Consider the following 13,576-nt stretch of genomic DNA (forward strand, 5'->3'; position numbering starts at 1 on the left):
GGCAGGATGGTCGTCAACGATGAAAGGGGCCATCGTGGGCGACTATCGGGTGGATCCGGACCGAGTGATCGGCGTGCTTGCGGGCGTGGATGACGCTGGGGCTGGCATCGCACGGGCAATCGACGAGACCGAGACGCTCGCACTCGAGGGCTCGAATCTGGTCGTCGATGGTCGGCGCACTCTCGCGAGCGCGTGGAGCGATTTTCTCGACGAACGGCGTTACGTACCCGGAAAGCTCGCCAATATCGTTGCCGCATCCGCATCTGCGGTGAGCGAAGCCACGACCGCTGTCGTCACAGGTGACGTCGACATGTCCTTTACGACGGCGGAAGCGGAGTCACGCGCCGTGGACGAGTGGGGTATCGATTCGTCGGTGTCCTACGGGCGGGGGTATTGATGAGTACGCCGCGCCTCGATGATCTTCCGCAGGTGGTCGACCCCACGGTTCTGACGGACCTCGGGGAGCGTCTCGTATCCATCGCAAATGCGGCGCAATCGTCTATGGCTGACGTGCGCCAGCGATGGACTCTGCTGAGTGACTCCGAGGTGTTTAACGTCTCCGGCGCGGAAGCCGTGCCCCACATGCTCGACCGTCCGGCCGCCGATGCCCGTAGCTTCTCCGAGGCGCTGGTGGAGGCACGCAACGCATTGTGGGATGCGGGGTCGATGGAGTTCCCCGACTTGAGGCATCGTCGTGAAGAACTTGCATCCAGGATTCCGACCGTGGTCGCCGATTACGACTCCGCTGTAGACGCCTCGGCTCGCGCGGACACCGTCTATCGATCGACGCGCGGTGCCGACGTCGACGCCTCGGTCGCCGCGGACGCGTCGCTTGTGCGACTAAATGCGTCGGTAACGCTGCGGTCGGCGGAAAGCGCGCTGGATTCCCTGAGCACCGATATTGACCGATTTCGCCGGGACGTGGAGGACGCCGAGGATCGCCTCGCGTCGCGCCTCCGGAACGTAGCGGGCGGAACGGAGGTGATTAACGCCGCAGGCGAACCCGTGCGAGTCGGTCAACTGTTCTGGGGTCACACGGAATCGGCCTACCCCGGCGCGCCGTCCGCCGCCTCGGTCAACCGCACGCTTTCAGAGCAGCTGGCGTACGTCCTCGGGCGCGCCGCTGAGCGCCGCATCGACTGGCTCTCTGGAGCAGACCCGGATGCCGTTCATTCGTGGCTCGGCGATCACCCGGACTTCGTGCAGTCGGTCGCCTTCATCGACCCGCAGCGCACGGGACCGTTGTTCGCCGATTTGATGGCATCATCCACGTCCGCCCCGGGTGGGGAGTGGATCGAAGGGCCGCTCGCTCAGCTGATGGCACTCGCTCCCCTTGTCGTCGGAAACATGAATGGCGTCTCGGCTGCGCAGCGGAACAGCTTCAACCTGAAGGGGCTGTCCGACGCGCTCGTGCGGGACGACCTCGATGCGGAGGTAGCTTCACGCCTTGCCGCTCTCAGGCGTGCGCTAGACGTGCGAACTCGGGACGGATCACGTCCTCTGCTCGTGGGGTTCTTCTTCGATAGCGATGGCTCTCCTCGGGCAAACCTGGCGTTCGGAGACATCGACTCTGCTGACCAGGTCACCACGCTGACGCATGGTATTAACACGGATTTGGGTTCCGTCGCGGAATGGTCCACAGGCAGCTCTGACCTTCAGGCAGCCTTGGCGCGTGAACTGGAACGGACAGGCGAACAGGGCACCGCGGCGGTGCTCCTCGTGATGGATTGGGATTCCGGCGATACCTTCCAGGTCTGGGGAATCGACCGCCCAGATGCCGGCGCGGCCAGGCTTGCTGAGACGTTGCGCGGTGTGCGTGTCACAAACCCGAGTGCACAACTCAATGTCGGCGCGCACTCGCTTGGGACGACGATGACCAGCCAGGTCATCGCTGACAACCCGGGGTTGGTCTCACACGCGTGGTTCTTCGGTTCAGCGGGCATCACGCCTGACACGCGTGATGCGCTGGCCGAGCAGGCGCGCACCGGTCAGATGGTGTTGTCCGCCACGCACGCGGACGCGGACTTCATCGCCCCCTTCGGCCGCAAAACTTGGCTGGGAAGCTTGCATCCCGAAGACCCCCGAGGCGTACCTGGCGTGTCGTCGTTCGGATCTGATGGCGGCGTCGTCGTCGGGTACGGATCGGCGCAAGGCGAGTTCGGCGAAGCGACAGATAGCCACGACGCGCACAATAGTGTGAAGCAGGAATTCGTCGGCTGGGGGGCGTCGTGGGACGGGTCTCCCTCGCCCCGATACGAGCCGGTTGAACAGACGGGATATCTCGACCCATCGGCCGAATCGTTCAAGCATTTCGTGGTTGGCTTACGCGAGGCCCTCGAAACAACTGGAGCGAGCCAATGAGTCAACGTGGGTGGGGTGCTATCCCCGTCGTGGTCGCCAGTGGCGTTGTGGCCGCGACCATTCTGACCGGATGTGGAGGTCCGCAGGTGTCTCCGACTCAATCGCCCAATGGGGCGCCCAGCAGTACTGGGGGTTTCGACGCCGCAAAGGCGGTCAACCTGGAGTTCAAGGCAACGGTCGCGGCCGTGCAGAAACAGATCTTCGACGGGGAATGGCGCGTCGGCGCCTACGGCGACACGCCTCAAGCCTGCGCAGAGGGCTACGAATTCTCGTTACGACGTGAGCTTCCCGAGGGTTTCTCGTTCGACGGTCAGGGTCCCCAGCGGATGGAGGAACTTCGCACGTGGTTGGGCGACAACGGGTGGCAGCTTGCGCCGACGCCGACCTACGGCGAGGGGATCGAGAACATCGTGATCATGGCGGGCAAGCCGGAGGCGAAGGTGTCGCGTCTGGATGTCGACATGGTTCCGGCGAATCCGGCCGAGGGCACGATCGACGTGCTGGAGCTTCGTGCGACCTCCACGTGCGAGCCGGGCGACGCCGGCGCGCTCCTCGATGAGTTGCGGGGTCCGCTGACCGCGGTGCCGAGCGATGACGGCATCCCGGATCTGGAGAGCCCGGATGCCACTCCCCTGTTCGAGCGTTTCGACGAGGGGTGACCGTCAGGACGCCGAGCGCGCCGCGCGCTTCTGCTCCTGGAACACCCGGATCGCCTCGTAGCGGTCGGCGGATCGCGCCTGCCGCTTTGCCGCCTCGACCTCGCGCGTCTTGGGCGGCGCCGTGGTGACCAGATCGTCCAGCAGTCGGCGGGTGGCCGCGGCGATCTGGTCCACGGCGCGATCGAACACTTCCTGATTCGCTCGGGAGGGCTTCGTCGTTCCCGCGATCTTGCGCACGAACTGCAGCGCCGCGTCGTGGCACTCGTCGTCCGAGGCCGGCGGCTCGAAGTTGTGGAGGGGGACGATGTTGCGGCACATGCCGACAGGGTAGGCCGCTCCCCCGCGCGGCGAAAGGGACCGCTCGTCCAAGCTCCCGGCATCCGCACAGGCGTCGCGCCGCTTGCGTGTCGGTGGCGTCGGGAAAGATGGATGCCATGACCTCCCCCTACGCGTCGCGTCCGTGGTTGAGCTCGTACGCCGAGGGCGTGCCCGACGACATCGACGAACCGTCGCAGACGCTGCCCGAGATGATCGCGGACTCCGTCCACCGATACGGCAAGGGTGTCGCGCTCGAATTCTTCGGCGCGCAGACGACCTATCGCGAGCTGGGCGACCAGATCTCCCGCGCGGCCGAGGGGCTGCGGCGTCTCGGTGTGACGGCGGGCGATCGCGTCGCACTCGTGCTGCCGAACTGCCCGCAGCACGTCGTCGCGTTCTACGCGGCGCTGCGGCTCGGGGCGATCGTCATCGAGCACAACCCGCTCTACACCGCCCGCGAGTTGCGGCACCAGTTCGAAGACCACGGCGCGAGGTTCGCGATCGTGTGGGACAAGGTCGCCGATCTCGTCGCCGACTTCCCCTCTGATCTCGCGCTCCAGCACATCGTCAGCGTCGACATCACACGTGCCATGCCGTTCGGTACACGTCTGGCCCTGCGACTGCCGGTGAAGAAAGCCCGCGAGTCCCGCGCGCAGCTGACGGCCGCCCCGTCATCGAAGCGACCGACGCCGTGGGACGGACTGCTCACGCACGGCAAGCTTTCACGCAAGCACGAGGGCCCGCTGCTCGACGACATCGCCCTGCTGCAGTACACCAGCGGCACGACGGGTACGCCGAAGGGAGCGATCCTCACGCACGCGAACCTCCGCGCCAACGCGATGCAGGGGCGCGCGTGGGTGCCGGGCCTCCACGACGGCGAGGAGACGTTCTACGGCGTCCTCCCCCTCTTCCACGCCTACGGCCTCACCCTCTGCCTGACCTTCGCGATGAGCATCGGGGCGAAGCTCGTCCTGTTCCCGAAGTACGACCTCGACCTCGTGGCATCCGCGGTCAAGAAGAGCCCGCCGACGTTCCTCCCGGCCGTTCCGCCCATCTACGACCAGCTGGCCCGCGCCGCGTCCCGCGGCACCGTCGATCTCTCGACCGTGCGCTTCGCGATCTCGGGGGCCATGAGCCTGCCCGTGGCCACCGTCGACCGGTGGGAGAAGGCGACCGGGGGGCTGCTCGTCGAGGGGTACGGCATGACCGAGTCCTCGCCCGTGGCGCTCGGAAACCCGATCGGACCGTCGCGGCGCCCGGGCACCGTGGGCGTGCCGTTCCCGAGCACCGACATCCGCGTGGTCGACCCCGACGATCCCGAGAAAGACCTGCCGCTCGGTGAGGCCGGCGAACTGCTGCTGCGCGGACCGCAGGTCTTCGAGGGCTACTGGAACCGTCCGTCCGACACCGCGGCCACGCTCCTCGACGGCGGGTGGCTGCGCACCGGCGACATCGCTTCCGTCTCGACCGACGGCTTCGTCACGATCGTCGACCGGTTGAAGGAGATCATCATCACCGGCGGCTTCAACGTCTCACCCAGCGAGGTCGAGGACGTCCTCGTGTCACACCCCGACATCGAGGGCGCGGCGGTCGTCGCCCTGCCCAAGCCCCGCGGTGGCGAGGATGTCGCCGCCGCCATCGTCGTGCGAGACGGCGTCGCCATCGAGCCCGAGGCGATCCGCGACTACTGCAAGTCTCGGCTGGCCTCCTACAAGGTGCCGCGACGGGTGGTCGTCGTCGACGACCTGCCGCGGTCGCTCATCGGCAAGGTGCTGCGTCGCGAGGTGCGCGAGCGACTGATGGCATCCTGAGCCCGGTCACCCGTAGAAGAGCTTCTCGAACACGCGGCGGGCCCGCCGTGTCGCGCCGAGATAGTCTTCTTCGACCTGGGTGGCCGAGTGCGGCGGGTACTCCAGGATCCGCCCGATGCCGTCAAGCCGCGCGCGATCGGCGGGGAGGACATCGCTCGTCTGCCCCGACAGCAGGGTGTTGGCCGACCGCAGCCGGCTGGCGAGGTGCCAGGATGCCGCGAGCTTCTCGGCCGCGTCCGGAGCGATGAGCCCCGCCTCGACGGCCGCCTGCAGCGCGCCCAGGGTCGAGGTCGTCCGCATCGCCGGAACCGCCCGCGCGTGCTGGAGCTGGAGGATCTGCACGAGCCATTCGACGTCGCTGATCGAGCCCGGACCCAGCTTGAGGTGCCGGGCGGGGTCGGCCCCCTGCGGCAGACGCTCGTTCTCGACCCGTGCCTTGATCCGGCGGATCTCGCGCAAGCCGTTCGGGTCGGCGTTCGCGGGGTAGCGCACGTCGTCGGCGAGGGCGAGGAAGTCGGCGATGAGCTTGACGCTTCCCGCGACGCCGCGGGCGCGCAGCAGGGCCTGCGCCTCCCATGACAGCGACCACCGGCGGTAGTACTCGGCGTACGCGTCGAGGGAACGCGCCAGCGGACCACTCCGCCCCTCGGGGCGGAGCTCCGCGTCGAGGTCGAGCGGGAGCCGGTGGTCCTCGGCCTGTTCGCGGAGGCCGGCGACCAGCTTCAACGCCAACGTGCTCGCGCGGTGCGGGTCGATGCCGTTGGCGCGGTAGACGTACATCACGTCGGCATCCGATCCGAAGCCGATCTCGCGCCCGCCGAAGCGTCCCATCGCGATGACGGAGAAGTCGAGGGCGTCGTCCTCGGGCGGGACGACCTCGCGCCGGACGGCGCGCAGAGTCGCTTGGATCGTCACCTCGGTGATCGTCGACAGGGCGTCCGAGAGCTCCTCGAGCGAGACGACCTCGAGGACCGCCGCCATCGCGACGCGCAGCATCTCGCGCCGTCGGAGCGCACGCACCGAGCGCATCGCGCCGTCGATGTCGTCCCAGCGGGTCTGGATGGCCCGCGCCTCCTCCTGGAGGGCCGCTCCCGAGCGGGGACGCAGGAGCGCATCGTCGTCGAGCCACGCGACCGATTCGGGGATCCACTCCATCAGCTCGCCGATGTAGCGGGATCCCGACAGCACGCGGGTGAGGCTCTCGGCGGCGCCCGCCGAGTCGCGCAGCATGCGCAGGAACCACGGGGTGTTGCCCAACCGTTCGCTGATGCGGCGGAAGACCAGCAGCCCGTAGTCGGGATCGACGCCGTCGGCGAACCACCGGATCATGATCGGCATGAGGTGCCGCTGGATCGTGGACTTGCGGCTCAGGCCGCTGGTGAGCGCCGCAATGTGCCGGAGCGCACCGGCCGGGTCGCGGAAGCCGATCGCGGCGAGGCGGTCGCGCGCCTGCTCGGTCGAGAGCGTCCGCTCCCCCTCGGGGAGGGCCGCCACGGCCGACAACAGCGGCCGGTAGAAGAGCCGGACGTGGATGTCGCGGACTTCGCGCTTGATGCTCTCCCACGCGGCCTGCACCCCCGCCGCCGAATCCGAGAGGCCGGTCGCGCGGGCGAGGACGCGGAGGTCGTCTTCCTTCTCGGGGAGCAGCGCGGTGCGCCGCAGCCCCCGGAGCTGCAGCCGATGCTCGATCAGCCGGAGCAAGCGGTAGTCGCGGCCGAACGCTTCGGCTTCGCTCCGACCGATGTAGCCCTCGGCGACGAGCGCGTCGAGGGCCTCGAGCGTGCCGCGCTGACGGATGCGTTCGTCGGTGAGCCCGTGCACGAGCTGCAGCAGCTGCACGGTGAACTCGACATCCCGGATGCCGCCCGGCCCGAGCTTCACCTGCCGGTTCACCTCGCTCGCGGGGATGTGCTCGGTGACTCGCTCGCGCATGCGCTGCACGCCCTCGACGAAGTTCTCGCGGGCGGCGCTGTGCCAGACGAGGGGCTGCACGGCGGCGATGTACTCGGCGCCGAGCGCGGCGTCGCCGGCGATCGCCCGCGCCTTGAGAAGCGCCTGGAACTCCCAGCTCTTCGCCCACCGGTCGTAGTACTGCTGGTGCGCGCCGAGGCTGCGGACGAGGGCGCCCTGCTTCCCCTCGGGGCGGAGGTTCGGGTCGACCTCCCACAACGGGGGCTCGATCTCGGGGCCCGAGATGCCGCGCATCGTCTGCACGGCGAGGCGCGTGCCGATGTCGATCGCGCGGGCCTCCGACACGACCTCTTCGTCCGCGCTCCCGCCGACGAAGATGACGTCGACGTCGCTGACGTAGTTCAGCTCGCGCGCGCCGGTCTTGCCCATCGCGATGATCGCGAACCGGGTCGCGGCGACCTGCGCACGGGGAAACGCCGCAGGCCCGGTTCCGGCGACCCGCGACCGGGCGACGCTCAGCGAGGCCTCGAGTGCGGCGCCGGCGAGATCGGCGAGAGACGCCGAGACGACGTCGATCGCGGATGCGGGGTCGTCCTGGCCGAGGTCGTACGCGGCGATCCGCGCGAGCAGGCGCCGGTAGCGCACACGGAGCGCCACCCACGCGGCATCCGTCGCGTCGGCCGCGAACCCCTCGTCGTCTCCGACGGATGCCAGCAGCTCGACGCGCATGAGCTGCTCGTCGGGGACGGTCAGCCCGGCGCCGGCGAGGTGGGCGATCTCATCGGGATGCCGGAGGTAGAACTCCGCGAATCCGTCGGACGCGCCGACGATGTCCCACAGCGCCCGCCACGTGCCGGCATCCCCCGCAGCGGCGCGGATCGCGGCCGGGTCGCGGCGCGCGATCTGCACGAGCGCCGCGAGCGCGCGGTCGGGGTCGGCCACGCGCTGCGCCAGCGCCATGGCATCCGCCCGCTCGGCACCCGTCAGTTGCTCGAGCTCGCCCAGGCCCGCATCGGCTTCCTCGAGACGCGAGAAGCCGGTGCGGGCCAGGGCGGTGAGCGCCGTCGATCGATCGCCCGAGGTCATCACAGCCCGGTCAGAGCGCCTCGAGGTTGCTCTGCAGCTCGAAGGGCGTGACCTGCGCGCGGTACTGCTGCCACTCGCGGCGCTTGTTCAGGAGTACGTACTTGAAGACCTGCTCCCCCAGCGTCTCGGCGACCAGCTCGGATTCCTCGAGGTATTCGAGGGCGTGGTCGAGGCTCGCGGGCAGCGGAGCGTAGCCGAGGGCGCGACGCTCGGCGTCGGTCAGCGACCAGACGTTGTCCTCGGCCTCGGGGGGCAGCTCGTAGCCCTCTTCGATGCCCTTGAGGCCGGCCGCAAGCATGAGCGCGTACGACAGGTACGGGTTCGCGGCGGAGTCGAGCGCGCGGTACTCCACCCGCGTGGACTGACCCTTGTTCGGCTTGTACAGCGGCACCCGCACGAGCGCGGAGCGGTTGTTGTGGCCCCAGCAGATGAAGCTGGGTGCCTCGTCGCCGCCCCACAGGCGCTTGTAGGAGTTGACGAACTGGTTCGTCACGGCAGAGATCTCGTTGGCGTGACGCAGGAGTCCGGCGATGAACTGGCGTCCGACCTTGGACAGCTGGTACTGCCCGCCCTCTTCGTAGAACGCGTTCATGTCGCCCTCGAAGAGCGACATGTGCGTGTGCATGCCGCTACCCGGCTGGCCGCTGAGGGGCTTCGGCATGAACGTGGCGTACACGCCCTGCTCGATCGCGACCTCCTTCACGACCGTGCGGAAGGTCATGATGTTGTCCGCGGTGGTGAGAGCGTCGGCGTAGCGCAGATCGATCTCGTTCTGACCGGGACCGCCCTCGTGATGGCTGAACTCGACCGAGATGCCGAGGTCTTCGAGCATGCGCACCGAACGGCGACGGAAGTCGTGGGCCGTACCACCGGGCACGTTGTCGAAGTAGCCGGCGGAATCGACGGGCTCGGGACGACCGTCGGGGCCGAGCTGCGACGACTTCAGCAGGTAGAACTCGATCTCGGGGTGCGTGTAGAACGTGAACCCGGCATCGGCCGCCTTCGCGAGGGTGCGCTTGAGGACGTGCCGCGGGTCGGCCACGGCGGGCTGTCCGTCGGGCGTGGTGATGTCGCAGAACATCCGCGCCGTCGGGTCGATCTCGCCCCGCCACGGCAGGGTCTGGAACGTCGTCGGGTCGGGGTGCGCCAGCAGATCGGACTCGTACGAGCGGGTCAGACCCTCGATGGCCGAGCCGTCGAAGCCCAGGCCCTCGCTGAAGGCGCCCTCGACCTCGGCGGGCGCGATCGCCACCGACTTCAGGGTTCCGACGACGTCGGTGAACCACAGGCGCACGAACTTCACGCCGCGTTCCTCGATCGTCCGCAGGACGAAATCGCGCTGCTTGTCCATCGTTCTCCTCGTTCTCGGTCGGCGGGATCAGCGGCCGGAGCCGGAACCCCAGTCGGAGTCGCGGGCGTCGTCTTCGGCCCATTTCTTCGAACGTTCCTGCAGCAGCTGGGGGGCGCGCGCCGCTTCCTCTGCGGTGTCGAAGGGACCCGCGCGATCGACCGCCGGCGACTCGTACCCCTGCTCGACCTGACCGGTCTCGAGGTTGTACCAGTACTTCTTGTTGTCGTCGCTCACGATCGCTCCTTGCGTGGGTCTCGCTCCGCAGCGGACGTCTGGCGGGCGCTCTCCCGATCCTACTGATCCGGGCCCCCAGCCTGGATAGGCTGGAGGGTATGGCAACGAATGCGTCGCGTGCGGTCGGAGTGGACATCGGCGGAACCGGGATCAAGGCGGGAATCGTCGACCTGGATGCCGGTGAGCTCATCAGCGATCGGGTGAAGGTCTCCACACCCAAGGGCGCGGAGCCCGCCGACGTGCTCGAGGCGGTGAAGGAGGTCCTGCAGACCCTCGAGGCTCCCGACGACCTGCCGCTCGGTGTCGCTTTCCCGGCGATCGTGAAGAACGGTCGGACCCTGTCCGCCGCGAACGTCTCCTCGTCGTGGATCGGCTTCGAGGCCGAGAAGTTCTTCGAGCATGGCCTGTCCCGCGACATCCACTTCGCCAACGACGCCGACGTCGCCGGCATTGCCGAGGTCCGCTACGGGGCAGCCAAGGGGATCAACGGCCTCGTGATCCTCACGACGCTCGGCACCGGCATCGGGTCGGCGATGATCTACGACGGCGTCCTCATCCCGAACAGCGAGCTCGGTCACCTCCAGCGTGCCGAGCACAAGAAGGATGCCGAGGGCTACGCCGCCTACTCCGCCATGGAGCGCGACGAACTGTCGTGGGAGAAGTGGGCGAAGCGTCTGCAGTGGTACTACGACTACGTCGAGTTCCTCTTCAGCCCCGACCTCATCGTCGTCGGCGGCGGCGTGTCGAAGCACTCCGAGGAGTTCCTCCCGCTGCTGAAGCTGCGCGCCCCGATCGTGCCGGCCAAGCACCGCAACAACGCGGGCATCATCGGCGCGGCGTCGCTCGCGGTTCCGGTGCCGGAGGCTCTGCCCGCGGTGAAGTGACCGCAGGGACCCGAGATGACGGCCGAGCGGAACGCGCTCGGTACGTCGTCGACGGCTGGGTGCGAATGGGCCGGCCTGTACGCCGGGTTCTGTCCGGGGGCGTGAGCCCCGTGGACGGTCATCTCTCTCGGCGACACGTTGCCGTGCCGCTCCAGCGGCCTACCCGGGGACTCGGCGAGCCGCGTCGTCATCCCCTGTCTGGCCTTGCTCCGGACGAGGTTTACCTCGCGGGTCGTGTCACCACGACCCCGGTGGTCTCTTACACCACCCTTTCACCCTTACCCGCGCCGTGAAGCGCGGGCGGTCTGCTCTCTGTGGCACTGTCTCGCGGATTGCTCCGGGTGGGCGTTACCCACCGTCCTGCCCTGTGGAGCCCGGACGTTCCTCGGCACGGGCGAACCCGTGACGCGACCGTCCAGCCGACCCATTCGCATCGTCGAGTCTACGCGGGCGGCTCATCCCTTCTCGGCCGTCTCGCCGATGCGCAGGTCGAGGGGGAAGTCGATCGGGAACGTCCCGAAGAGCAACCGACCCGCGGATGCCGCGGACTCCCGCACCGCATCGGCGACAGCGTCCGCGTGTTCGACCGGCGTGTGCACGACGATCTCGTCGTGCAGGTAGAACGCCAGGTGCGGCACCCGCGCGAACGCCGGGCCGGATGCGGGCGCGGAGCGCGTGGCATCCACGGGTTCGAGGCCGGACAGGCGCGTGCGCAGATCGGCGAGCCACGCCAGGGCCCATTCGGCGGCGGTCCCCTGCACGACGAAATTGCGGGTGAAGCGACCGCGGTCGCGCGCGGCCCGGCGGGCTCGGGTCTCGTCGACGCCGGATGCCTCCGCGTCACTGGCCTGCGACTGCACCGCCCGCCACAGGTCGCCGGCGGGCGGTGAGGTACGCCCGAGCCAGGTGTGTACCCGGCCGCCCTCCTCGCCGACGCGCGCTGCGTCGTCGACGAGCGCCATCGCGCGCGGGAACGCGCGCCGCAACCGAGGAACCAGCCGCCCGCTCTCGCCGCTGGTCGCCCCGTACATCGCACCGAGCATCGCGATCTTGGCGTCGGCGCGGGTGCCGACGGCTCCGGCATCCACGATTCCGGCGTACAGATCGCGACCCGATGCCGCCTCGGCCAACGCCGTGTCGCGGGCCATCGCGGCGAGCACGCGCGGTTCGAGTTGCGCGACGTCGGCGGTGACGAGGGTCCAGCCCGGGTCGGCGCGGACGGCCGTGCGCAGCTGCCGCGGGATCTGCAGCGCTCCCCCACCCGACGATGCCCAGCGCCCCGTCACGACGCCGGCGGGCACGTACACCGGGCGGAAGCGGGAGTCGTGCACCCACTCGGCCATCCACGCCCAGCCGTTGGCGGTGTAGAGGCGCATGAGCTTCTTGTAGGCGATGAGCGGGGCGACGCCGGGGTGGTCGTGCTCGGCGAGCTCCCAGCGGTTGGTCGAATCGACGAGGAGTCCCGCGCGATGCAGCGCGCGCAGCAGACGGGGTTGCGAGTCGAGCGAGACCGTCGGGTCGCCGAGCGCCTCACGGACGGCGGCCGCAGCCTGCTCGATCCTCGTCGGAAGCCCACCGCCGACACGGGTTCCGAGCTGGTCCGCGAGCAGACGCTCGTGCGCGTCGACGCTCCACGGCAGGCCCGCGGCGTGCAACTCCGCAGCGATGAGGGCACCCGCCGACTCCGCGGCGGCGAGCAGACGCAGCGCCCCCGGCGTCGACGCGGCGGCTATCGCGGCTCGCTGCCGGCGATACTCGGCGGCGGCCGACTCGGCGTCGTCGGGCGGACCACTGCTGGCGGCGCCAAGGGAGAAGAGCGTGTCGGTGTCGTCGGACGTGGGGGCGGCGGCATCCCACTCCCGATGCGCGCGGAGGTCGTGATCGTCGACGACGGCTTCGGCGTCGCGCAGGACGGCATGGACGAGCCGCAGATCCCAGGCCCGGGCGACCCGGATCCCGGACGCAAGTACCGGGCCGTACCAGGTGGGGGTGTCGCTCCACACCCACCGCACGTCACCGGCCGTCTCGCGGTCGCGGATCGCGGCGGGCAGCTCGTCACGCGCGACCTCGCGCGAGCGGGCGACGGAGCCGTCGGCATCCAGGTCGGTCAACGAGATGGTGCCGGATGCCGTGCGCCCGACGACGACCTCAGTCGAGGACGCCAGGGCGGGTCACCGTGATTCTTCGGTGCGGACGAGGATCGCGCCGCACTCGGGGCAGAACACGACCTCGTCGGTCTGCGCGCGGCGGACCACGGCGATGTCGCTCGGCGGCAGCACCATGCGGCACGCCTCGCACGCGCCCGCGCGGAGGAGCCCCGCGCCCGTGCCGCGCGCGGCCAGACGCTCGTACAGAGCGAGGAGGTCGGCGGGGATGGCTCCGGCGACCGCGCCGCGGTCGCGGCGCGCAGCCTCGAGACGGTCGGTGGCCTCGGCGACGACGCGCTTGGCCTCGGCGCTGAGCTCCGCGCCCTGCGCGTTGGTCTCGGCGATCAGGGCCTCTTGCTCGGCGACGGCGGCGTCGGCGGCTTCGAGCTGCTCCATCAGCGCGATCTCGGCGTCTTCGAGGTCGCTCTTGCGCCGGGCGAGCGAAGCCAGCTCGGCCTCGAAGCCCTGCGCCTGCTTGGCGTTGGTGGCGGCGGCGAGCCGCTCGGCGTCGCGCTTCACACGCGCGTCCACGACCGCGACGTCGGACTCGACCCGGGCCAGTTCGGCCCGCAGATCGTCGCGGACGTTCGCGCGATCGCCCAGTTCTTGCGAGAGCGTCGAGCGCTGCGCGAGGAGCTCGCGCACCTTCGCGGCCTGCGGCGGGTTGCCCTTGACGTGCTCGTCGCGCAGGATCCGCGCGTCGAGGTCGGCGAGATCGAGCAGTTTGCGCTGGTCTGCGGGGTCGGCATTCACGGACTCCACGCTACCCCGGCCGTCCGACACGCCGGGACCTCGATTAGCCTGGGGCCACGGA

At 69.5% G+C, this 13,576-nt stretch carries 11 protein-coding genes and 1 other RNA gene; 5 read left to right on the plus strand and 7 right to left on the minus strand.

All coding sequences use genetic code 11. The features are described from left to right. The first annotated feature begins 34 nt into the window (after positions 1-34). The 3 genes from CSIV_RS11045 (at position 35) to CSIV_RS11055 (ending at position 3,020) form a co-directional block, all read left to right on the plus strand. A complete protein-coding gene (locus CSIV_RS11045) occupies positions 35-397 on the plus strand; it encodes a DUF6507 family protein (protein WP_139340689.1) in 363 nt (120 codons plus the stop codon). Beyond that, the gene (locus tag CSIV_RS11050) at positions 397-2,361 is read left to right on the plus strand and encodes an alpha/beta hydrolase (protein WP_077051480.1); all 1,965 of its coding nucleotides are present in this window, start codon (positions 397-399) and stop codon (positions 2,359-2,361) included. Before CSIV_RS11045 ends, CSIV_RS11050 begins: the two co-directional genes overlap by 1 nt. Positions 2,362-2,546: 185 nt before the next feature. Further along, the gene (locus CSIV_RS11055) at positions 2,547-3,020 is read left to right on the plus strand and encodes a hypothetical protein (RefSeq protein WP_077051481.1); all 474 of its coding nucleotides are present in this window, start codon (positions 2,547-2,549) and stop codon (positions 3,018-3,020) included. A gap of 3 nt (positions 3,021-3,023) precedes the next feature. On the opposite strand, the gene CSIV_RS11060 is transcribed toward CSIV_RS11055, so the two are convergent. Then, a complete protein-coding gene (locus CSIV_RS11060) occupies positions 3,024-3,338 on the minus strand; it encodes a DUF2277 domain-containing protein (RefSeq protein WP_077051482.1) in 315 nt (104 codons plus the stop codon). A 116-nt stretch (positions 3,339-3,454) separates the two neighbouring features. Here CSIV_RS11060 and CSIV_RS11065 point away from each other — a divergent pair, with 116 nt between their 5' ends. Then, positions 3,455-5,149, plus strand: a complete 1,695-nt coding sequence (locus CSIV_RS11065) for a long-chain-fatty-acid--CoA ligase (RefSeq protein WP_077051483.1) — start codon at positions 3,455-3,457, stop codon at positions 5,147-5,149. Between the two features lie 6 nt (positions 5,150-5,155). Here CSIV_RS11065 and CSIV_RS11070 read toward each other — a convergent pair whose 3' ends face one another. The 3 genes from CSIV_RS11070 to CSIV_RS11080 are packed head-to-tail and all read right to left on the minus strand — an operon-like array spanning position 5,156 to position 9,731. Then, positions 5,156-8,146 (minus strand): bifunctional [glutamine synthetase] adenylyltransferase/[glutamine synthetase]-adenylyl-L-tyrosine phosphorylase, encoded by a 2,991-nt coding sequence (locus tag CSIV_RS11070; RefSeq protein WP_077051484.1) that lies wholly within the window; start codon positions 8,144-8,146, stop codon positions 5,156-5,158. A gap of 10 nt (positions 8,147-8,156) precedes the next feature. Next, on the minus strand, positions 8,157-9,497 hold the full coding sequence (locus tag CSIV_RS11075) for a glutamine synthetase family protein (RefSeq protein ID WP_077051485.1): 1,341 nt from the start codon (positions 9,495-9,497) through the stop codon (positions 8,157-8,159). A 27-nt stretch (positions 9,498-9,524) separates the two neighbouring features. Further along, positions 9,525-9,731: a hypothetical protein gene (locus CSIV_RS11080; protein WP_077051486.1), complete on the minus strand. Its 207-nt coding sequence runs from the start codon at positions 9,729-9,731 to the stop codon at positions 9,525-9,527. Between the two features lie 98 nt (positions 9,732-9,829). On the opposite strand from CSIV_RS11080, the gene ppgK reads away from it, so the two are divergent. Next, positions 9,830-10,615, plus strand: coding sequence for a polyphosphate--glucose phosphotransferase (ppgK, locus tag CSIV_RS11085; RefSeq protein WP_077051487.1), 786 nt, complete (start codon positions 9,830-9,832; stop codon positions 10,613-10,615). A 62-nt stretch (positions 10,616-10,677) separates the two neighbouring features. Here ppgK and rnpB read toward each other — a convergent pair. The 3 genes from rnpB to CSIV_RS11100 all read right to left on the minus strand — a co-directional run bounded on the left by rnpB (position 10,678) and on the right by CSIV_RS11100 (position 13,515). Next, an RNA gene (gene rnpB, locus CSIV_RS11090) (RNase P RNA component class A) lies at positions 10,678-11,042 on the minus strand. A gap of 28 nt (positions 11,043-11,070) precedes the next feature. Continuing rightward, positions 11,071-12,780, minus strand: coding sequence for a bifunctional 3'-5' exonuclease/DNA polymerase (locus tag CSIV_RS11095; protein ID WP_077051488.1), 1,710 nt, complete (start codon positions 12,778-12,780; stop codon positions 11,071-11,073). 6 nt (positions 12,781-12,786) lie between these two features. Further along, positions 12,787-13,515 carry a zinc ribbon domain-containing protein gene (locus CSIV_RS11100; RefSeq protein ID WP_077052624.1) on the minus strand — a complete coding sequence of 243 codons (729 nt, stop codon included), beginning with the start codon at positions 13,513-13,515 and terminating at the stop codon, positions 12,787-12,789. Positions 13,516-13,576 lie beyond the last annotated feature (61 nt).

The organism is Microbacterium sp. CSI-V, from assembly GCF_001984105.1.
Taxonomy (GTDB): Bacteria; Actinomycetota; Actinomycetes; order Actinomycetales; family Microbacteriaceae; genus Microbacterium.